Raw genomic sequence first — 20,547 nt, forward strand, 5'->3', positions numbered from 1 at the left:
CATTGCCGAACGCCGTACCGGGACGGCAACCTCGCCGTCCCGGTACGACCGCCTTGGTCCGTCCGTCATCTGGCCGATGCCGATACCAGTTCACGAAGCGGCGGCTCGACGGGTCGCGCCGCCGGCTCCGATGGGAAGTCGCGACGTACCCACATGGGACCGAGTATCAGCAGGGCAAGTCCGGTCAGTGGGAACATCGCGGCAACCACCTTCTGCCAGACGGCCAGCTCCATCGGTGACGGAGGCGATTCCGGAATGCCCAACAGGCTGAACACCCGGATGGTGAACACCAGCACCAACACCCCGGTCGCGACGGCGAGCCATGCCGAACGGGTCTGGTAAGCGCGGCAGGCCAGCCAGATGAGCAACGGGATCACGTACACCCAGTGGTGTTCCCAGCTCACCGGCGACACCAGCAGGCCGGTGACCGCCGCAGCCGAGAATCCCAGGAAGTCCGAACCACGCAGGTAGACGTACCTGGCCACCGCGAGCCCGAAGACCGCCACGCCGGCCAGGATCACCAGCCACCACCGAGCGAACTGCTCTCCCTCGAGTACCCGGGCCAACGCCCCGGACAACGACTGGTTCGGAGTGTCGAAGACACCACCGGCACGCGACGAGTGCAGCACCAACCCGCTCCAGTAGGTCAGCGAGTCCCTTGGCAGCACAGCGAAACCGGCCACCACCGTGCCGAGGAAGGCCCCCAAGGCGGTGCCGGCGGCCCGCCACTGCCGGGTGACGACGAGGTAGCCGATGAAGATCAGCGGGGTCACCTTCAGGCCGGCGGCGATGCCGATGCCCACACCACGCCAGCGACCGCCACCGCCCCGGAAGTCCAGCAGCACCAGGAGCAGCAGGAACATGTTGATCTGACCGGCGATCAGCTGAATCCGGACCGGCAGCAACCACGCGGCGAGGATCAGCACGACCACGGTGAGCACCCCGCGCACCCGTGCGTCCCGGACCCCGGTCACCTTCAGCGTCATCCAGACGACCGCGCCGAGGGCAACCAACGACGCGGTGTTCCACACCAGGCTCGCCGCCCCGATCGGCAGGTAGGACAAGGGCACGAAGAACAGCACCGCGGTCAACGGTGGATACAGGTACGGCATGGGACCGTACAGCGGCGACATGATGACCACGTCGTACAGCGAGGTGCCTTCACGCACCGCGAGACCGCTGGCAAGGTAGACCTTGAGGTCGACCGTCCAGCGCAGTGCCCAGTACGGGTCCCGGGTGAAGACGTACGAGGCCAGCAGGGCCAGCCCGAACGCAGTCACCAGCACCGCCGCCGCAGTGATGACGGCCGGGCGCGCCGTCGACCGCGAGTCGGTCGGACGAATGGCCGGACCCGGGTGGGGATCCACAGTTGCACTCATCATGATCATCTCCATTCCTACGCCGGCTGGCGGCGGTAGACATCGAACTCGTCGTAGAACGGCACCAGGTCGAGCCGTCGCCACATGTCGCCTCGGTCGCTCTGGTGGCCCGCCAGCGCAGGCGGCAGTGGACGCGGACCGATCAGCAGGTCGTGGCGACCGGCGAGGCGAACACTGGCCCCGGTGACGCCGAGGCGCCTCAGCACCGCGACGGCGTCGACCTCGTCGCAACCGTTGAGCAGCAGCTCCACCACGCCATCGCAGACCACCACCTCGTCGGTGACCCGAAGTCCGGCGGTCGGTGCCGGCACACCGGCCGGCAGGCGTACCCGGGTGGTGATGTCCGAGCGGGCGGATCGACGTTGGGCCGGCCCGTACCGCCCGGCGTCGGCCATAACGATCTGGTGTTCGACCACCCGCGCGAGGAGTTGAGCAGTACGGTCCCAGCCGAACAGGCCCGCCCACACCCGACAGCACCGCGCCGTCAGATCGGCGTACCGCTGGTCGGAAAGGAGCCGCACGCCGCGCACGATCTCCGCGCCCAGCTGCTCCTGATCAGCCACGACGTACCCGGTCCGGCCGCCGAGCACGAAGTTGTCCGCCCCAGGTGTGTCCAGGACGAGGCACGGCACCCCGAGTGCGGCGGCGCGCAGCGGCTCGAATCCAGCAAGCTCGGCGGTCGCCGTCGACACGGTGAGCCAGGCGCGGGCGAGCCTGCGGTCTCGTTCCGACTGCGGTAGCCGGCCGGGGAGCGAGACCACCCGCTTCAGAGCTCCGTCGGCGATCATCCGCCGTAGTCGGGGTAGCTCCGGTCCGGTCCCGAGGACCTCCACCGTCAAGCCGGTCAGTTGGCCGGCAACCGCCGCCAGCGCCCGCAGAAACACATCGATCCGTCGGTCCGAGGCCAGGCGCGTGTCGATCACGATCAGCGGATCGGCCGACCGTGCACCGGAGGTGGCGCCAGGGTCGGTACCGGGCGGCACCACGAAGATCGGTCCACGGGCCCGGGCGTGCCGGCGCACCGCGTGCCGGGCCGCAGGAGACAGCGTGACGATCGCGTCGGCACCGCGCGGCGCACGCGTGGCCGGATACCACGAGAGGCGGCGTAGCGCCGACAGAGAGCTCGGTCGGGTGTCGTCCGGGCCTGGCGGCGGGTCCGTCACCACGGCCACTACGGGTGCTCGGCCGCCGGCCAGCACGCTCCCCCGTGGGTATCCGGTGGCGTCGACCACCGCATGTGCCCGGCGAACCAACTGCGTCAACACGGACGGCTGCCGCCATGACCTGATCCCGCTCCGGACCACCATCACGCCGTCGATCGGTTCTACGTCGGGCAGACCTGGCGCACGCTCCACGGCCCAGCTGACGGAGGCTCCCCAGCCAGCCCAACACCGGGCGACCTGGTGCAGGTACCGTTCCTGTCCACCGGCATCGGGATGGCGCACGTCACGGTCGCTCACCACCAACAGCTGCCGATCCGCCAGGGTGAAGCTCCCCTTATTCATCGCAGCTCCAGCCAGTACAGCCGCAGCAGGTCGGCGAAGGCAGCCGGACCGTCGTGCAGCGGGCGGAAGGTGGAGCGCTGGTCGTCGGTCCACGCCACCGCGATCTCAGCGATCCGACCCCCGCCCCGCCGAATCTGACGTAGGAGCTCCACGTCGAAGGCGAACCCGTTGACGCGACAGCGCCGCAACGCATGCTGCACCCCGACCCGGTCGAAGATCTTGAATCCACACTGAGTGTCGTGGACGCCCGGCACGAGCCGTCGGGCCAGGGCTCGGAACGCCGCTCCCCCGAGCCGACGGCCGAACGGCTGCGGCCGGACGAGCTGAGCACCAGGTGCGTGCCGGGAAGCGATCGCAGCCGTAGCTCCCGCGTCCAGCTCCGCCATCGCCCGATGCAACGTCTCGATCGGCGTCGACAGGTCCGCGTCGATGAAGCCGACGTAGCGAGAACGACTGCTCTCGATACCACGGCGCACCGCGGAGCCCTTACCCGGCCGGGAGCACCCGGCCACCACGACCTCCACGGGGTCACGTGCCACCGTCGCGGTGGCTACCGGTTCGGCACTTCCGACCGCGACCGCAGCCGTGTCGTCGGTACTGCCGTTGTCGACCACCACGATCCGGGTCCGCCACGGACAGTCCGCCAGGAAGCCGGAGACCACCGCCAGGGTGGCGGGTAGCCGGGCGGCCTCGTTGAACGCCGGTACGACCAGCTCCAGGTCGACCGCGCTGCGCGCGTACGGCACGGACGGTTGCGCCAGCCAGTCGCTGTCCCGGGAGCAGGCCACCGCGAGGCAGCCACTCGCAACGGTACGGCGACGCTGATCGCAGCCGGCACCATCGGGCGGCTACCGGTCCGTCACGCACCGGCACAGCCGCCTCGGTCAGGGTCACATCGACACTCCACAGCAGCTTTTCGATCTGGACCGCCGTCACCACCAGCGACACCCCGTCGGAGGCGTCCATGGAACCGACACCGCCAGGCGAAGCGGGCAGGCGCCGCATCCCAGCTCAACAGCTTCAACCGGTCATCGTCATGAGTTGTGCGGGCGCTACCGTTGGCGCCGGTCCGGATCCGCGTGGCGGCCACAGATCGTTGACGAAGCAGTACGGCGCGAGGGCGCTGGCCAGGTCGTGGCCCTGACCGGCGAAGGCTTGGGCCATCGCCACCGGGTCGTAGTAGGCATACCGGTGCGCGGACAGCGACGCCTGCCAGATCCGGGCCAGCAGCTCGGCGAAGCCGCCCGGCCCCGCCGCTGCGGGTCTGTGCGAGAGGTTCAGATGGCGCAAATTTATCTAATTGAGACTGGCGACCTCGGAGTCGTACCTGGCCCGGAACCGGTTGCCGGACATCGTCAAAAGCACGGTGGCGGTGCTGACCCGGCGCCGGACGGCGACCGGGAACGCCTCACCCCGGGAACCGGGCGAACTGGTCCAACCAGTAGCGTGCGGCGTGATCCGAGCGGGAACCCTCATGCTGCTCATGGGCCGCGACATCAACCAACTGCCAGGCGGCCGGCCTCGGGACCGCCCCGCGCAGTAGCAGCAGCCGCAGGTCACGTAGCACGATCTCGGCCGCGCGGTAGTTGACCGCAGCATGGTTGGTTGAACACCAACGCGATCTGGCGCACCCGGGGGGCGATCTGGAACAGGCCGACCCTTAGGGCGCACTCGTCACGGTGGTCCACCGGGTCGGCGGCCAGTTCCGTCGCGGCCCGCGCGCCGTCGGGGTCGGCCCGCGACGGCGGTGCGGCGAACAGGCGTACCGGCAGCGTGCCGGTGGCCGCGACCACCTTGCCAAGTCGTCGCCGGCCGGCTGGAAGCCGGTCCGCAGCGCAGCATGCCACTCGACGAGCAGCCCGACCGCCCGGCTCAGCCGCTCGACGTCGGTGTCGCACCGGTCGGGCACCCGCAGGGTGCGGGGCAGGTGGGCATCGCCGGGGCAGCGTCGAAGGCAGCCCGGTCCGGCCAGGTGGCGCGTTGGCTCCAGGTCAGCGGTGCCACGGCGGCGGACGGCACGGCGACCCGGATATTGGGCGCCGGTCGGCTCAGCCGCGTCCGCCGGGCTGCCAGGGCCAGGGCACGTCCCGGTACGCGGCCTCGATGAGCAGCGCCTCCAGGTCACGCAGGTACGGCTCGATCGTCTCCGGCGCAAGGAACGGGTGTCGACCGTGTAGGTGAGACCGAGCGCCTCCGGCTCGTCCACCACGTGCAGCAGGCGGTGCCAGGAGGCGGCGTCCAGGCCGTCGATGAGAGTGAAGTGGCTGCCGTCCGCGGTCGCCCGCAACTGCTGCTCGGCTACCGGCGGCACGTCGTCCACCAAGTCCCCGCCGGGCAGCCGGACGTCGTTGAAATAGTAGTGCGGCAGGAATGCGGTGGTGTAGTCGTAGCCGAGCTCCTCGAACGTCGTCCGCATCGCGACTGCGTCGTAGTAGGCGTGCAAATATCCGTCCAGCGCGACCCGATAGATCCGTGGTAGCAGCTCAAAGAATCCCGGGCGATCGGCGATGTCCAGCACGCAGAAGCCGATTTGACCGAGATTGGCGATCGCATTGACGTACTCGGGCCGGAAGCGGCTGTGCGACATGTTGAACTGTCCGCAGACCTGACGCCCGTTCGCTCCGGCGGACAGGGCGGTGGTAGCGGCGAGCAGCACCGTCGAGAAACTCACCCGATGCCGGGCGGGGACCATCCGGGCGGCGGTGGCGGCGGCCGACGAGACCAGCGTGCCCCGGTGCAGCCGTGGGGTGGCCGGCGGTGCCGGCCCGTCGAGCGAGACGTCGGCCAGCCGGCGGTACTGCCGGAGCCAGTACGCCACGGTACGGGCCGAGCGCCGCTGGTCCGGCCCGTGCTGGCGGCGGGCCACGTCCACCGACTGCAGCCCGGCCGGGGTGCCCAGGTCGCCCCGGAGCAGGATCAGCCGCGGGTCTCGCAGCACCACTCGACCGCGTACGCGTCCACGGTCGAGTGGCTGAAGACCAGCACCAGCTGGCGTACCACGCCATCGACCCGCACCACGGCGAACCGCACCGGCCACTCCCGACCGTGGTCGAAGGCGACGTCGCCCAGCCGGCGGGTGAGCTCGGCGGCCGCCGCGGCGCCGTCGCCGGTGCCCGCAACCACCAGGACCGGAACCTGCCCGGCCGCCGCAGTCTCCTGCCGCGACGTGCCGTCCGCCGTCCGGCATACCCACGTGCGCAGCCCGCCGTGCCGGCCGACCAGCGTGCCGATCGCCTGCACCACGCTGGACAGATTGGCCGGGGCCCGACGTGGCACCGCCAGCACCCGGCGCAGGTTGAGGAACAGATGCTGGGTCCTCGACAGGGTGGCTGCCCGCCACATGACCTGCTGCGCCCAGGTCATCGGCGCGTCTTCCGTCCGACCACCGTGGAACTCCGCGTGAATCAACTCGTCCATGGCCCACTCGGTGGGCACGATGGCATCGGCGAATCGCATTCCCGACGGTACGACGGCACGACGTGCATCGAATCGATCGTTTGTCTGCACCACAGTGCACCAAGAGTCGATTCCGCTGCGCCGACGACGGGAGTCAGGCTGATGGTTCATGCAGACAGATCAAAGGCAATCCGGGTGACGAATCTCGACGTACCAGCACAGGGTGTCCCGATCCAATCACAAGTGATTCAACACCGAAATGGGGAAAGTCCGACACTGTCGTTCGGTCAGGAACGGATCTGGTTCACCGAGCAGCTGACACCGGGCACCGCCGGCTACGTCGTACACAGCACGGTACGGATGGGTGGCCCGCTCGATGCCGACCTGCTGCGCGCCGCAGTGGACACCGCCGCGGCCCGCCACGACAGCCTGCGGATGCGGTTCACTGAGAACCTCGACGGCGAGCCGCGGGTCGAGGTGGTACCGCAGGTCACCGTACCGTTCACGGTGCTCGACGCCGACGACGAGACACACGCCCGGGAGCTGGTCGACGCCGCCGTGCGGACCCCGTTCGACCTGGCCGTCGCACCGCTGCTGCGGGTGCTCCTGGTCCGGCTCGGCGACGACGACCAGGTGCTGCACGTCGGGATGCACCACATCGTCAGCGACGGCTGGTCGCTGAACCTGCTGCTGGCCGAGGTCGCCGCCCTCTACGGCGCGCTCACCGACGGTCTGCCGGTGCCGCCGGCACCGGCCATCGACTACGCCGACTACGCCGCCTGGCAGCGGGTACGCGGTGACGGACCGGCCGCCCAGCGGGAACTCGCCTACTGGACCGGGGCGCTCGCCGGAGTACCGCCGCTGGAGCTGCCGACCGACCGGCCCCGACCCGCCGTGCAGTCGTACGCCGGCGACGTGCACCGGTTCGGCTTCGACGCCGAGCTCACCGCGGCGCTGCGCCGGCTGAGCCGGGCCCACCGCAGCACCCTCTACATGACGCTGCTCGCCGGCTGGCAGGCGACGCTGTTCCGGTACAGCGGGCAGCGGGACTTCGCCATCGGATCACCGGTCGCCGGCCGGGTGGTGCCGGAGGTGGAGAACCTCGTCGGGCTGTTCGTCAACACGGTGGCGATCCGGGCCGACCTGTCCCGCGCACCGACCAACAGCGCCGGCGATCGCGGTGGTGCCAGCAGTGCCGGCGACGACGGTGAGCCGGGCTTCGGCGAGCTACTGCGCCGCACCAGGGGCCGGGTACTGCGCGCGCTGAGCCACCAGGAGGTCCCGTTCGAACGTCTGGTCAAGGAGCTCAACGTCGCCCGCGACGTCAGTCGGGCGCCGGTGTTCCAGGTGCTGTTCACCCTGCAGAACTACTCGCGGGCGCAGAGCAGCTGGCCGCGCGGGATCACCACCGGGGCGTTCGGCAGCGACACGGCGGCGGCCCGGTTCGACCTGTCGCTCTACGTCAGCGAGACCGACGACGGGCTACGGGCCATGCTGGTCTACAACACCGACCTGTTCGACGCCGCCACCGTGGCACGGCTCACCGGGCACTACCGGGCGTTGCTGCGCGCCGCGGTGGCCGACCCGGACCGGCCGGTGGTGGATCTGCCGCTGCTCGACGACGCACAGCAGCGGCAGCTGACCGCGTTCAGCACCGGCCCGGTGCCCGGCACCGACCGGCCACGACCGGCCACTGCCGGGGCGGTCACCCTCGGCGACCTGGTCACCCGGCACGCCACGGCCACCCCGCAGGCACCCGCCGTGGTCTACGGCGACGACCTGATCAGCTACGCCGAGCTGGACCGACGCGCCAACCAGCTGGCCCACCAGCTGCGGGAGCACGGCGTCGCGCCGGGCCACCTGGTCGGCGTCTGCCTGGACCAGTCGGTGCAGCTGGCGGTCGCGCTGCTCGCCGTACTGCGGGCCGGCGGGGCCTACCTGCCGCTCGACCCCGAGCAGCCACCCGCCCGGCTGCGGCTGATGCTCGCCGACGCCGCCCCGACGGTGGTGTTGACCAGCAGCGCGATCCGCGCCGAGCTGGGCGGCGACGCCGCCCCGGCGGCCCTCGCCGAGGCGACCTGCCTGGACCGGATCGCCTCGGTCGTCGCAAAGCAGCCGACCGGGCCGCCGGCAGGGGCGGCGGGCGGCGACGACCTGGCCTACGTCATCTACACGTCCGGTTCGACCGGCATGCCCAAGGGAGTCGCGGTCGCCCACCGGCAGGTGCTGAACTATCTGGACGGGGTCGCCGAACGGTTCGACGTCGTGCCGGCCGGCCGGTACGCGCTGCTGCAGTCGCTGTCGTTCGACTTCAGCGTCACCGTGTTCTACCTGGCGTTGGCGACCGGCGGCTGCGTCCATCTGGTGCCGAGGCGGTGCACCGGCGAGGAGCTCGCCGACGCGCTGCGCACCGGACGGATCGACTACCTGAAGATGACGCCGTCGCATCTGCGGGCGCTGGCCGCCGAGGTGGACACCGCGCGGCTGCTGCCCCGGCGGGCGCTGATCCTCGGCGGCGAGGCGGCCGACCTGGACTGGGCGGCGGATCTGGCCGGGCACGGCGTACCAGTGTTCAACCATTATGGACCGACCGAGGCCACCGTCGGGGTGACCACCTACCGGGTGTCGGCACACGAGCGGGGGCCGGGCAGCGTGCCGATCGGTCACCCACTGCCGTACGCCCGGGTGCACGTGCTCGACGCCCGGCTGCGGCCGGTGCCGGTCGGCGTGCCAGGTGAGGTGTACCTGGGCGGCGACCGGCTGGCCCGCGGCTACCTGAACCGGCCCGGGCTGACCGGGCAGCGGTTCGTCCCGGACCCGTTCGGTCCGCCCGGTTCCCGGCTGTACCGCACCGGTGACCTCGGCGCGTGGCGCGCCGACGGCGAGCTGCTCTTCCTCGGCCGCACCGACCACCAGGTCAAGATCCGCGGCTACCGGGTGGAGCTGGGTGAGGTGGAGGCGGCGCTGCGCGAGCTTCCCGGGGTACGGCAGGCCGCCGTACTGCTGCGCGACGACCGGTTGGTCGGCTACCTGGAACGCGCCCCGCAGGACCCGGCACCGGAAACGGCACCCGGGCCGGCACCGGGGCCGGCACCCGAGCCGGAGCCGGCCGAGCTGCGCCGGCTGCTCGCCGACCGGCTGCCGGACCACATGATCCCAAGTCGGTACTGCTGGCTGGACCGGCTGCCGCTGCAGGAGCACGGCAAGATCGACCGCAGGGCGCTGCCGGATCCGGGCGACGATCAACCCGCCCGGGAGTACGTCGAGCCGACCGGTCCGGTGCAGACGCTGATCGCCGCCGTCTGGCAGGCGGTGCTGCAGGTGCCCCGGGTCGGCGCCGACGACGACTTCTTCGAGCTGGGCGGGCATTCGCTGCTGGCCACCCAGGTGGTCGCCCGGCTGCGCCGGGAACTGCCGACGGTCCGCGCCGGTGACGGCACGCCTCCGGCGGTCAGCGTGATGGACCTGTTCCGGCACCGGACCGTACGCGAACTCGCCGCTCTGCTGACCGACGGTGACGCCGAGCGGGGTCGGCTGCTGCATGAGCTGACCGCACCAGCCTCCGCCGCCGAGCGGGTCGCCACCCTGGTCTGCGTCCCGTACGGCGGCGGCAGCGCAGTGGTCTACCAGCCGCTCGCCGACGCGCTGCCGGCCGGCTGGCGGCTGCTGTCGGTGGCGATGCCCGGGCACGACATCGGGCTGGCCGACGAGCCGGCGCCGATCGACGAAGTCGCCGAGGGCGTGGTCGCGGAGATCCTGGACCGGGTTGACGGGACGCTCATCCTCTACGGGCACTGTGGGCCGGGCGGGGCGCTCGCCGTCGAGGTGGCCCGCCGGCTGGAGGCGGCCGGGCGGGAGTTGGCCGCGGTCTACCTCGGTGCGATCTTCCCGTTCGGCCGGCCGACCGGCGGGTTGCTCGGTCCGCTGCTGCGGCTGCGGTTGGTGGAGCGGGTCCGCAGCGACCGGATCTACCGCACCTGGCTGCAGGCGCAGGGCACCTCGATCGGTTCCCTCGCCCCGGAAGAGGCGGCGTTCCTGATCCGGGCGATGCGTCACGACGCCCGGGTCTCCGAGGACTACTTCACCGCGCTGATGCGCGACCAGGTTACCCCGCTGCGCGCCCCGGTGATCTCGGTCGTCGGGGAACGCGACCGGGGCACCGACTTCCATGAGGAACGTTTCCAGGAGTGGCACTTCCTGTCCGACCGCACCGCGCTGGCGGTGATCGACGAGGCAGGGCACTACTTTCTCAAGTACCGGGCCGGCGAGTTGGCGGAGATTGTCACCGGTGTCCACCTCCGGCTCGCCGTACCGGCCGAACCAGACGTGCCACCCACCGGCGACGCGGGGGTGGACGACCCGGCGTGGCGGCTGCACGCGGTCTCCGACCGAGGTCCGGCCGCCGACCCGCCGGGGGCCCGGTCCGGACCGTCGGCACCGGACCGGGCAGCGGCCGGACCGGACCGGGCAGGTGGGCCACAGCCCAGCCTGCGCCGGTTCGGTCTGGTCGCGGCCGGCCAGATCGTCACCACCACCGGCACCGCGTTGACCAACTTCGCCGTACCACTGTGGATCTACCTGGAGACCGATTCGCTGGCCCGGTTCGCCCTGTTCTCCATCGTCAGCCTGCTACCCGGACTGCTGATCGCCCCACTGGCCGGGGCGTTGATCGACCGGACGAGTCGCCGCCGGGTGCTACTGGCCGCCAGCGTCGCCGCAGGCGGCGCCAAGGCGGTGATGGCCGGGCTGCTGATCGCCGACCGGGCCGAGATCTGGCACTTCTACCTGCTCGTCGGCTGGTTGTCGGTGGCGTTGGCGTTCCAACGGCTGTCGTTCGTGTCGGCGGTGCCGCAGCTGGTGCCGAAACGCTTCCTCGGCCACGCCAACGGCCTCACCCAGACCGCGGTCGGGTTGACCCAGTTCATGGTGCCGCTGCTGGCGGTCGCGCTACTGGAGGCGGTCGGACTGCGCGGCATCATGATCATCGACGTGGTGGCGTACGTTTTCGCCGTCGCGGTGCTGATCGCCATCCGGTTCCCCCGCACGTTGGCTCTGCAGCGGCGGGAGAGCCTGGGGCAGGAGATCCTCGGTGGGTTGCGCTACTCGCTGCGCCGCCGGGAGTTCCGCGGCATGCTTGCCTTCTTCGCCGCCCTCAACCTGTTCCTGTTCCCGGTGCTGTTCCTGCTCTCCCCGTTGGTGCTGGGCTTCGCCGAGCTGGCCGAGGTGGCCCAGATCGCGCTCACCGGCGGGGTCGGCGCGGCAGCCGGCGGGCTGGTGATGCTGGTCTGGGGCGGCCCGCGCCGCTACCGGATGCGGGCCGTGCTGATCGGCACGCTGGGCATTGCGGTGGCCTGCGCGGTGACCGGGCTACGCCCCAGCCTGCTCGTCATCGGTGCCGGGGCGTTCGGCATGTACTGCGCGCTCGGCCTGGTCAACGGCATCTACAACACGATCATCCAGATCAAGGTGCCGCCCCGGTTCCACGGTCGGGTTTTCGCGCTCAACCAGATGGTCGCCTGGTCGACGATGCCACTCGGCTGGGGGGTGATCGCCCCGCTGGCCACCAGCCTGATGGAGCCGCTGCTGATGCCGGACGGGGCGCTGGCCGACACGGTCGGGCAGGTCATCGGGGTCGGTCCGGGCCGGGGCATCGCCCTGCTCTACATCGCCTTCGGCGTCTGCATCGCGCTGACCGCGATCGTCTCGATGCGCACCCGGGTGCTGTCCCGGTTCGACGACGAGGTGCCGGACGCTCCGCCGGACGACCTGGTCGGCATCGAGACCCGGCAGGCCCGGGTGGCGGCGACCCCCGGCGGTGGCCAGCGAGCCCAGCTACCCGTGTCCCCGGGCGGTGGCCGATGAGTCGGCCTCCCGGTGTCCCCCGGCGGCCGGCCGCCGCGCCGGCCGCTCGGACCGTACCCGAGCTGCTCGACTGGCGCTGCGCCCTGCACCCCGACCGGGTCGCCATTGAGGTCCACGGCGTGGACCAGCTCACCTTCGCCGACTGGCGGGCCGGGGCGCTGGCGGTGGCCGCCGCGCTGCGACGGGCCGGGGTGGCCCCTGGTGACCGGGTCGCGCTGGTGTTCGCGGCGCGGGAGTGGACCGGCTACGCCGTGGCGTACTGCGGGGTATCGCGGGCCGGTGCGGTCGCGGTGCCGCTGTCCGACCGCCTCGCCCCGGCCCAACTGGAGTACGCGGTGCGGCACTGCGCTGCCCGGCTGGTCCTGCACGGACCGCTGACCGGCCCGGCCGGGCCGGCGCCGGCCGTACCCACCGGGGTCACGCCGCTGGCGCTCGCCGACCTGGTCGCCGGCGGCCCGGTCGCCGACAGCACCGGCGCGCCCGCTCCCCCGGTGCGGCCCGCTGACCTGGCTCAGATCCTTTACACCTCGGGCACCACGGGCCGGCCCAAGGGCGTCGGCGCCAGTCACGCCAACCTGGTGGCCGGGGCGCCGAGCCACCCGCGCCGGCTGGCCCTGGCCCACTCGGAACGCTTCCTGCATGCCTTCCCGATCGGCACCAACGCCGGGCAGACCATGCTGTTCAACGCGTTGACCGCGAAGCCGGCCGTGCTGACCCTGCCCCGGTTCACCCCGGCACGGTTCGCCCGCCTGGTGACCGCGCCCGGCACCGGCACCGTCTTCCTGGTCCCGTCGATGGCGATCGAACTGCTCGACTCCGGTGCCCTGCGGGGCCGGGACACCTCCGGCGTGATGCTGATCGGGTCGACGGCGGCGGCGCTCGCGCCGGCGGTGGCCACCCGGCTGGCCACGACGTTCCCGGCCGCGACGATCGTCAACTACTACTCGTCGACCGAGGCCGCCCCCGCCCAGACCGTCATGATCTTCGACCCGGCGCGGCGGGCCGCCGTCGGTCGGCCGGCCGACGGTCAGCTGATGATCGCCGACGAACAGCGCCGGCCGCTGCCGCCGGGCAGCGTCGGCGAGGTCTGGCTGCGCTGCCCGCATCCGCGTTCGTACTACCGCGACGGCCAGGCCACCGAAGCGACGTTCCGTCAGGGCTGGGTCCGGATGGGCGATCTCGGCCGGCTGGACGCCGACGGCTACCTGTACCTCGCCGACCGGCACCAGGACATGATCAAGTCCGGCGCATTCAAGATCTCCTCGCTGGAGGTGGAGGCCGCGCTGCACGAACACCCGGCCGTCGGCGAGGCGGCGGTGGTGGCCGTCCCGCACCCCGTGCTCGGGTCGGCGGTCGGGGCGGTGCTGGTACCCCGCGCCGGGCAGCCGCCGCACGAACTCACCCTGCCCACGGTGCGCGCATTCCTGGCCGACCGGCTCGCCGACTATCAACTGCCGGCCCGGGTGCTGGTCGTCGAAACGCTGCCCCGCAACGAGGCCGGCAAGGTCCTCAAACGGACGCTGGCCGCGCTGTTCGATCCACTGGGCTGACCGGCTCCGGCCCGACCGTACCGTCCGACATCGACAAACCAGCAGCAGCATCAGGAGGATCCCGTGGGCACCGCCGAAGCGACGTACGCGCAGCACGCCGTCTGGTTCACCGAACAGGCCGGGGTGGCGGGTACGGCGTACCACATGGCTCTCGGCGTGTGGTACGCCGCCGGCCTGGACCAGGCGGCGCTGGCCACCGCGTGCGCCGCCGTCGTCGACCGGCACCCGGCGCTGGCCGCCCGGGTCGACGACAGCGACGGCGTACCGCGACTCGCCCCGGCCGCCGACCGCCCGACGCTGCGGCGGCTGACGCCGCCGGCCGGTGACGCAGGCGTCGACCGGCTGATCGCGGCGGAGATCGCCCGCCGCCACGACCTGCGCACCGGTCCGCTGGCCAGGTTCAGCCTGATCCCCGCCGCCGGTGGCCGGCACCTGCTGCTGATCACCGCCCACCACCTGGTCTTTGACGGCACGTCCAAGGACGTGCTGGTCCGGCACCTGGCGGCGGCGTACGATGCCGCCCGCGCCAGTCGCCCGGTCGAACTGCCGGCGGCGCCGACCGACGGGTACGCGGCACGGGCCGGCACCGAACGGGACCGGGCCGCAGCCGAGTCGGCGGCAGCCGCAGACCACTGGGCCACCCGCTGGTCCGGCCCGGGTGGGCTGGTGCTGCCCGGTCTCGCCCGAGTGCCGACCGGCGCCGAACCCGGCGACGCCGTACCGGTGGTCCTGGCGCCGGGTCTGGTCGCCGGGCTCGACCAGGCCCGGCGCAAGCTCGGGGTCACCCGGTTCGAGCTGCTGCTGGCCGCGGTGCAGGCGCTGCTGCACCGGTACGGCAACCAGCAGGTCCCGGTCGGCGTCGGGTTGTCGACCCGTACCGCCGACGACGCCGACGAGATCGGCCTGTTCGTCAACGAACTGCCGGTCACCGTCCCGGTGCCCGACGAGGCGAATTTCCGCGACCTCGCGCACGCCGTCCGGGACGAGACGCGGACGCTCAACCGGTTCCGGTCCGTTCCGCTGGCACACGTGGCGAACGGGGTTCGGCCGGCGCCCGCGCTCACCCCGGTGTCGATTGGCTACCGCCGCCGCGCGCCGGAACCCGTCTTCGCCGCGGTGCCGACCACCGTCGACTGGGCGATGTTCAGCGGCGCGGCCCGCAACGCGCTGCACATCCAGGTCGTCGACGGGCCGGCACCGGACAGCGGTCAGGAGCACCTGGAAATCAACCTGCAGTTCAGCCCCTCGGCCGTTCCCGCCGCCGCCGTCGCGCGGATCGGCGACCATTTGCGGACCCTGCTGGCCGCCGTGGCCACCGACCCGGAACAGCCGATCGCCGACCTGCCGGTGCTGCCTCCCGCCGAGTCCGAGCTGGTCTGCCGTGGCTGGAACGCCACCGGCCGCGACTACCCGGCCGACACGACCGTGCCGCTGCTGTTCGCGGCGGCGGTACGGCGGACACCGGACGCCGTCGCGGTCGTCGACGGTGGACGTGCGCTGAGCTACGCCGAACTCGACGCGGCCAGCGCTCGGCTCGCCGGGCTGCTGCGGGCCCGTGGCGTCGGGGCGGGATCGCTGGTCGCCGTGCTGCTGGACCGCTCCTGGCAGACGGTCGTCGCGCTGCTCGCGGTGCTGCGCAGCCGGGCCGCGTACCTGCCCGTCGACCCCAACTACCCGCCGGCCCGGCAGGCGATGATCCTCGACGACGCCGCGCCGGCGCTGGTACTGACCACCAGCGGTACGGCGGCCGCCCTGCCCGCCGGGTCACCGGTGCTCGCACTCGACCAGCTCGACCTGACGACTGCTGACCCAGAAACCGGTGACCCAGCGACCGGTGACCCAGCGACCGGTGACCCAGGGACCGCAGACCTGCCCGGCCCTGACGAGCTGGCGTACGTGCTCTACACCTCGGGTTCCACCGGGCGGCCCAAGGGGGTACGTGTCCCGCACGGTGCGCTGGCCAACCTCCTGCTCGGCATGCGGGACATGTTCGACAGTGGGCCGGCTGACCGGTGGCTCAACCTGACCTCGCCGTCGTTCGACATCTCGGGGGTCGAGGTCTACCTGCCGCTGACCACCGGTGGCCAGGTGGTGGTGGCCTCCGGGGTCAGCGCGCTCGACGGTGCCGGGGTGCTGCGGCTGGTGCGCGAGACCGGAGTGACACATGTGCAGGCGACTCCGTCGGGCTGGCGGGTCCTGCTGGAGGCCGGGCTCGACGACCGGGTGGTGGCGGTCACCGGCGGCGAGGCGCTGGCGGTCCCGCTGGCCCGCCAGTTGCGCTCGCGGGTGGCCCGGCTGGTCAACGGGTACGGCCCGACCGAGGCGACGATCTACGCGACGATGGCGGAAATCCCGCCGGAGCCGGCCGAGGTCACCATCGGCCGGCCGGCGCCGAACACCACGGCGTACCTGCTGGACGGGCGGCGGCAGCCGGTACCGATCGGAGTGCCCGGCGAGCTGTACCTGGGCGGGCGGGGCGTCGCCGACGGCTACCTGAACCGCCCCGAGCTGACCGCCGAGCGATTCGTCCCCGACCCGTACGCCACCGACGCCGGCCGGCTGTACCGCACCGGCGACCTGTGTCGCTGGCTGCCCGACGGCCGGCTGGAATTCCTCGGCCGGGCCGACGACCAGGTGAAGATCCGCGGCCACCGGGTGGAGCTGGGTGAGATCACCGGCCGGCTGCTGGAGCATCCGGCTCTCGCCGAGGCCGCCGTACTACTGAGCGGTACGGACGAGGCGTCGCCGCGGCTCGTCGCCTACCTGGTTCCCCGGGGTGCCGCGCCGACCGTCGCCGAGCTGCGCCGGCACCTGACCGAGACGCTGCCCACGGCGATGGTGCCCACCGACTGGGTGCTGCTCGACCGGCTACCGGTGAGCCCGAACGGAAAACTGGACCGGACCGCGCTGCCGGCACCGACGACCGGCGGTACGGATCCGACGGGCCGGGTCAGCACCTCGGACCCGGTCGGCGCCAAAGACCAGGTCGAGGCGGACCCGGTCGTCGAGGCGATCCGGTCGATCTGGCAGGACGTGCTGCAGATCGCCGAGATCAGCATCGACGAGGACCTGTTCGACCTGGGCGGGCACTCGTTGACGATCACCCGGATCAGTAGCCGGATCCACCGTCGGCTCGGCGTCGAGGTGCCGTTGGACGCGTTCTTCGACACCCCGACGATCGCCGAGATCGCCGACCTGGTCCGCGAGGCCGGCGGCCGGTGCTGACCGGGCGGACGACGCCGAACAAGGTGGAGACGAAGGAGGATTCGGTGGACACGACGACGCTGCGGCAGCGGGTGATGGAGCTGGTCGACGAGGCGACCGGCGGCACGGTGCCGGTCGACCAGCTGGCCGACGGCGGATCGCTGATCGCGCTGGGAGTCGACTCGCTGGGCCTGCTCCGCCTGGTCGACGCCGTCGAGGCCGAGTTCGGCGTCGAGGTGGAGTTCGACGGCCCCGGCCAGTGGATGGACACTCTGGACGACCTGGTGGCCGCAATCGTCGACGCCCGCGACGAGGCGGAGCCGGACCGGGTCGCCACCACCGGGTGACGAATCGGTCACTACATGCTAAGGCACCGGCTTTCGATGCCTGTCCGACACGGCGTCACTGTCCGTCGGTGCCGGGTGAGCCGGCCGCTCGACTAGGCTGCGTTCGTGTCAGTCGAGGGTGGGAACGCGGACAAGCGCCTTGAACGCATCGAGGCGATCACTGACCCTGCCCTGTCCCGGCTGAGCTTCGACGCGCTGCTGGTCGAGTCACTGGCCCGCACCGGCGGGCTGCTCGGCGCCGACTCCGCCGCCGTGTTCCTACTCGACGCGCACTCCCAGCAGCTGGTCACCGCCGCTGCCTGGGGCATCGAGGCCGGCCACGAACCGCCGGCCCGGCTGCCGCTGGGGCGTGGGTACGCCGGCAAGGTGCTGACCACCGGTGACACGGTCATGCTGGCCGACCCTGACGACGACGCGCTGGCGCATCCGGCGTTGCAGGGGCAGGGCATCCGGTCGCTGCTGGCGGTGCCGGTGACGATCGGCGGCTCGGTCAGCGGGGTGCTGCACGTGGCAACCCGACGACGCGGGCCGGCCTGCGACGACGAACAAATGCTGCGGCTGCTGGCCGACCGGATCGCCCTGGCCGACCAGGCCCGCGAAAGCCAGGTCGACCGTGCCGCCACCCTGGCGCTGCAGTACGACCTGCTGCCCACCGAACTACCGACGGTCGCCGGGCTGGAGTTCGCCGCCCGGTACGTCGCCGGCCACGACGCCGGGGTGGGCGGCGACTGGTACGACGTGCTGCCATTGCCCGACGGGTGGGTCGGCGTGGCGATCGGCGATGTCACCGGACGCGGGCTGCACGCGGCGACCGTGATGGGCCGGCTGCGCAGCGCGCTGCGCGCGTACGCTCTGGAAACCACCGACCCGGCCGACGTGCTCGCCCGGCTGGACCGCAAGGTGCAGCACTTCGAGCCGGGCATGATGGCGACGGTGTGCTACGCGACGATCGACCCCACCCGGACGGTCGTGTCGGTGTCGACGGCCGGCCATCCGCCGCCGGTAACCATCGGCGGTGGCCACGCCGCACACAGCTTGCCGGTGCCGGCGGACCTTCCGCTCGGCACCAGCATCCACCGGCCACGCCGGGTGCGCAGGCACGCCCTCGAGCCCGGCGCGCTGCTGTTCTTCTTCACCGACGGCCTGGTGGAGCGGTGGGGGCCGACCATCGACAACGGCCTGCGTCAGTTGTGCGACTCGTTGGTCGCCACCAGCGCCGAGACGGCCTGCGCCGAGACGATGGGCGCGCTGGTGGACGGCCGACCGCTGGTCGACGACATCGCCATGTTGGCGCTACGCCGCCGATAGCCATTGTTGGCGCTACGCCGCCGATAGCCATTGTTCGCGCTCCGCCGCCGATAGCCATTGTTCGCGCTCCGCCGCCGACAGTCATCGCATCTGGCGCTCGGCCCCGCTGTCACGGGCGTTACCAGCGGCCGATCGACGGCACCCCGGCGGCGTCGTGCGGGGCGCGGGCACCGGCATCGTCCGAGGTACGGGAGGCGGCAGCGGTGTCCGCCCAGTCGCGTGGGCCGGCACCGTCCCCGCCGATCGTCGGGGCGTCGGCGCCACGGGGCTGCGCGTCCGGGCTGGTCTTGCGCCCGTTCGCGAACATCACCTGGTCGAAGCGCACCTCGACCGGAGTCGCGTACCGCTTGCCGTTGACCGGGTCGTGCCGCATGAACTGCGGCGGCGCGATCCGGACCGTCACGTCGTACGGGCCGGGACCGGGCACCGAGGCGTTGCCGCCATAGTGGTACAGGAACGGGTGCCACAGGAACGGCAGGCCGGCAGTGGCGACCGGTTGACCGTTCCGGCTGACGGTGATCCGCACGTCCAAACCGGGGATGAACCGGCCGTCGGCGGCATCCGCGACCGCGACCTCCAGATGAACGTTCGCATCCGGGGCAGCTTCCCGCCAGAGCAGCTGACCGCCGGAGAGCTCGTACATGCCCTCCGCCTCCTCGTTGACAAACGTCACGAGGTAGTCGCCGGCCAGCTGGCTCTGCGCCCCGTCCTCCTCGGCCATGGCGCGCAGCGCGCCGCCGTACGCCTGACCCTGCCGCCGGGCGACGGCGAGCTGCTCCTCGGTGGCCTCGTTGCTGGTCCGCATGGGCGGCTGCGCCGCTGGTGTCGTCATGGTGACCCTCCGGGTCGATCTGGTTGCCTTCTCGCCTGGGTCTACCCCGCAGCGGCCGCGCTATTGCTTCGCCCCACACCGGGCTGGCTCGGTCACCCGATGGGCGGCTCCGGTCACCCACCGGTCGGCGTTAGCCATGCCGTCGGTCGGGAAGCCGATGGACTATGAGCCGTTGACCAGCGGCCGCGCCAGCCTGCCTCCGGCTCCGTGCCGTCGGCGGGCTGGTGCGGGCGCCGTGTCTTCTGTTGCCGTCGTCGCGTCAGTGGGTCAACCGTTACCCGGCGGCAGGTCGTAACCGGTCGCGACGCACTGCGCGTTGAGCGTGCCGTCCGAGACGGTCCAGTAAAGGTGCGCCGCGGCTGCCACTCGTACGGGTGAAAATCAGAACGTCTTCGTTGGTGGTCGCAGCGGTGCCGTTGTCGGAGATCACCACCGACCCGAGGGGCGCGCCGCCGAACACCCCTACCAGAGGGGTCGGGGTCAGGTCAGGATTGGCGGCGTGGCCGGTGACCGGGATGGTGACCGTCCCGCCGACCGTGGCTGGCAGGTTGAAGCCCACACTGTTGCAGATTGGGTGACGGTTGGCTGCCGTGGATCCCGTGGCGCTGGCAGAGCTGGCTGCGGTGAGCGAGACGGCGGCTAGACCGACAACCGTCGCCGTTGCCACCCGAGCCGCGTAAGGCATTCTCACATGTTCTCCTCTGGATCGATCCGCCCGGCGGAGGGACAGCAGAATGCTGCGGCCGTCGATATCCATGACGCCCACAGTGATGATATGTCACCTTTCCGTAAGACCTTGGCCCTGGCGCGGGCCAGGTCGCAACCGGGCACGACACGCGCCAACCAGGCTGGGCCGCCACCGCCGGTCGCTCCCCGCAGGCACCAGGCACACCTGTGGCCGGTAGACTCGGCGTTCGCGCCCTCGTAGCTCAGGGGATAGAGCAACGGTTTCCTAAACCGTGTGTCGCAGGTTCGAATCCTGCCGGGGGCACCAACACAAGGTGCTGAACAGCAAGAACTTCCGCAAGGCATAGATGCTAGGCTATGAAAATTTGAGTCACCCCCGAGAACCCCCGTTACCTTTTTGATCGTCCCCACAGGAAACTGCTCGGTCGCCCGGCTCGGTATGACTGACTGCCCCTGTCGTGCGCATGATCCGGGGGG

Annotated in this window: 13 protein-coding genes and 1 tRNA gene; 6 read left to right on the plus strand and 8 right to left on the minus strand. The window is 71.7% G+C overall.

Annotated elements, in window-relative coordinates; genetic code table 11:
• Window positions 1-65 precede the first annotated feature (65 nt).
• From ACFHWS_RS26050 to ACFHWS_RS26075, 6 genes are all read right to left on the minus strand, one after another.
• Window positions 66-1,382 (minus strand): glycosyltransferase 87 family protein, encoded by a 1,317-nt coding sequence (locus ACFHWS_RS26050; protein ID WP_416569306.1) that lies wholly within the window; start codon window positions 1,380-1,382, stop codon window positions 66-68.
• Window positions 1,383-1,396: 14 nt separating this feature from the next.
• Window positions 1,397-2,884, minus strand: a complete 1,488-nt coding sequence (locus tag ACFHWS_RS26055) for a glycosyltransferase family 4 protein (RefSeq protein ID WP_416569307.1) — start codon at window positions 2,882-2,884, stop codon at window positions 1,397-1,399.
• On the minus strand, window positions 2,881-3,630 hold the full coding sequence (locus ACFHWS_RS26060; RefSeq protein WP_416569308.1) for a glycosyltransferase: 750 nt from the start codon (window positions 3,628-3,630) through the stop codon (window positions 2,881-2,883). Before ACFHWS_RS26060 ends, ACFHWS_RS26055 begins: the two co-directional genes overlap by 4 nt.
• 274 nt (window positions 3,631-3,904) lie before the next feature.
• The gene (locus ACFHWS_RS26065) at window positions 3,905-4,174 is read right to left on the minus strand and encodes a hypothetical protein (RefSeq protein WP_416569309.1); all 270 of its coding nucleotides are present in this window, start codon (window positions 4,172-4,174) and stop codon (window positions 3,905-3,907) included.
• Between the two features lie 370 nt (window positions 4,175-4,544).
• On the minus strand, window positions 4,545-5,822 hold the full coding sequence (locus ACFHWS_RS26070) for a hypothetical protein (protein WP_416569310.1): 1,278 nt from the start codon (window positions 5,820-5,822) through the stop codon (window positions 4,545-4,547).
• Window positions 5,801-6,340: a hypothetical protein gene (locus tag ACFHWS_RS26075; protein ID WP_416569311.1), complete on the minus strand. Its 540-nt coding sequence runs from the start codon at window positions 6,338-6,340 to the stop codon at window positions 5,801-5,803. Before ACFHWS_RS26075 ends, ACFHWS_RS26070 begins: the two co-directional genes overlap by 22 nt.
• A gap of 183 nt (window positions 6,341-6,523) precedes the next feature.
• Here ACFHWS_RS26075 and ACFHWS_RS26080 point away from each other — a divergent pair, with 183 nt between their 5' ends.
• The 5 genes from ACFHWS_RS26080 to ACFHWS_RS26100 all read left to right on the plus strand — a co-directional run bounded on the left by ACFHWS_RS26080 (window position 6,524) and on the right by ACFHWS_RS26100 (window position 18,551).
• On the plus strand, window positions 6,524-12,142 hold the full coding sequence (locus tag ACFHWS_RS26080) for an amino acid adenylation domain-containing protein (protein WP_416569312.1): 5,619 nt from the start codon (window positions 6,524-6,526) through the stop codon (window positions 12,140-12,142).
• Window positions 12,139-13,692, plus strand: coding sequence for an AMP-binding protein (locus tag ACFHWS_RS26085; protein WP_416557485.1), 1,554 nt, complete (start codon window positions 12,139-12,141; stop codon window positions 13,690-13,692). Before ACFHWS_RS26080 ends, ACFHWS_RS26085 begins: the two co-directional genes overlap by 4 nt.
• Before the next feature lie 63 nt (window positions 13,693-13,755).
• Entirely contained in the window at window positions 13,756-16,917 is a 3,162-nt protein-coding gene (locus ACFHWS_RS26090) for a non-ribosomal peptide synthetase (protein WP_416569313.1), read from the plus strand.
• Window positions 16,918-16,961: 44 nt separating this feature from the next.
• Window positions 16,962-17,243 carry an acyl carrier protein gene (locus tag ACFHWS_RS26095; RefSeq protein WP_416569314.1) on the plus strand — a complete coding sequence of 94 codons (282 nt, stop codon included), beginning with the start codon at window positions 16,962-16,964 and terminating at the stop codon, window positions 17,241-17,243.
• A gap of 105 nt (window positions 17,244-17,348) precedes the next feature.
• A complete protein-coding gene (locus ACFHWS_RS26100) occupies window positions 17,349-18,551 on the plus strand; it encodes a PP2C family protein-serine/threonine phosphatase (protein WP_416557483.1) in 1,203 nt (400 codons plus the stop codon).
• 118 nt (window positions 18,552-18,669) lie between these two features.
• On the opposite strand, the gene ACFHWS_RS26105 is transcribed toward ACFHWS_RS26100, so the two are convergent.
• On the minus strand, window positions 18,670-19,383 hold the full coding sequence (locus ACFHWS_RS26105; RefSeq protein WP_416569315.1) for an iron transporter: 714 nt from the start codon (window positions 19,381-19,383) through the stop codon (window positions 18,670-18,672).
• Window positions 19,384-19,657: 274 nt separating this feature from the next.
• Window positions 19,658-20,140, minus strand: a complete 483-nt coding sequence (locus ACFHWS_RS26110) for a hypothetical protein (protein WP_416557481.1) — start codon at window positions 20,138-20,140, stop codon at window positions 19,658-19,660.
• Window positions 20,141-20,301: 161 nt separating this feature from the next.
• On the opposite strand from ACFHWS_RS26110, the gene ACFHWS_RS26115 reads away from it, so the two are divergent.
• Window positions 20,302-20,377, plus strand: a tRNA-Arg gene (locus ACFHWS_RS26115).
• The last annotated feature ends 170 nt before the right edge of the window (window positions 20,378-20,547 follow it).

The sequence above is a fragment of the Micromonospora sp. LOL_013 genome, from assembly GCF_048060315.1.
GTDB lineage: Bacteria > Actinomycetota > Actinomycetes > Mycobacteriales > Micromonosporaceae > Micromonospora_E.

Excerpts from the sequence above, each read along its gene's own strand:
- ACFHWS_RS26050 (WP_416569306.1), bottom strand. The coding sequence starts at position 1,382 with ATGATGAGTGCAACTGTGGATCCCCACCCGGGTCCGGCCATTCGTCCG.
- ACFHWS_RS26055 (WP_416569307.1), bottom strand. The coding sequence starts at position 2,884 with ATGAATAAGGGGAGCTTCACCCTGGCGGATCGGCAGCTGTTGGTGGTG.
- ACFHWS_RS26075 (WP_416569311.1), bottom strand. The coding sequence starts at position 6,340 with ATGCGATTCGCCGATGCCATCGTGCCCACCGAGTGGGCCATGGACGAG.
- ACFHWS_RS26085 (WP_416557485.1), top strand. The coding sequence starts at position 12,139 with ATGAGTCGGCCTCCCGGTGTCCCCCGGCGGCCGGCCGCCGCGCCGGCC.
- ACFHWS_RS26105 (WP_416569315.1), bottom strand. The coding sequence starts at position 19,383 with ATGACGACACCAGCGGCGCAGCCGCCCATGCGGACCAGCAACGAGGCC.
- ACFHWS_RS26110 (WP_416557481.1), bottom strand. The coding sequence starts at position 20,140 with ATGGATATCGACGGCCGCAGCATTCTGCTGTCCCTCCGCCGGGCGGAT.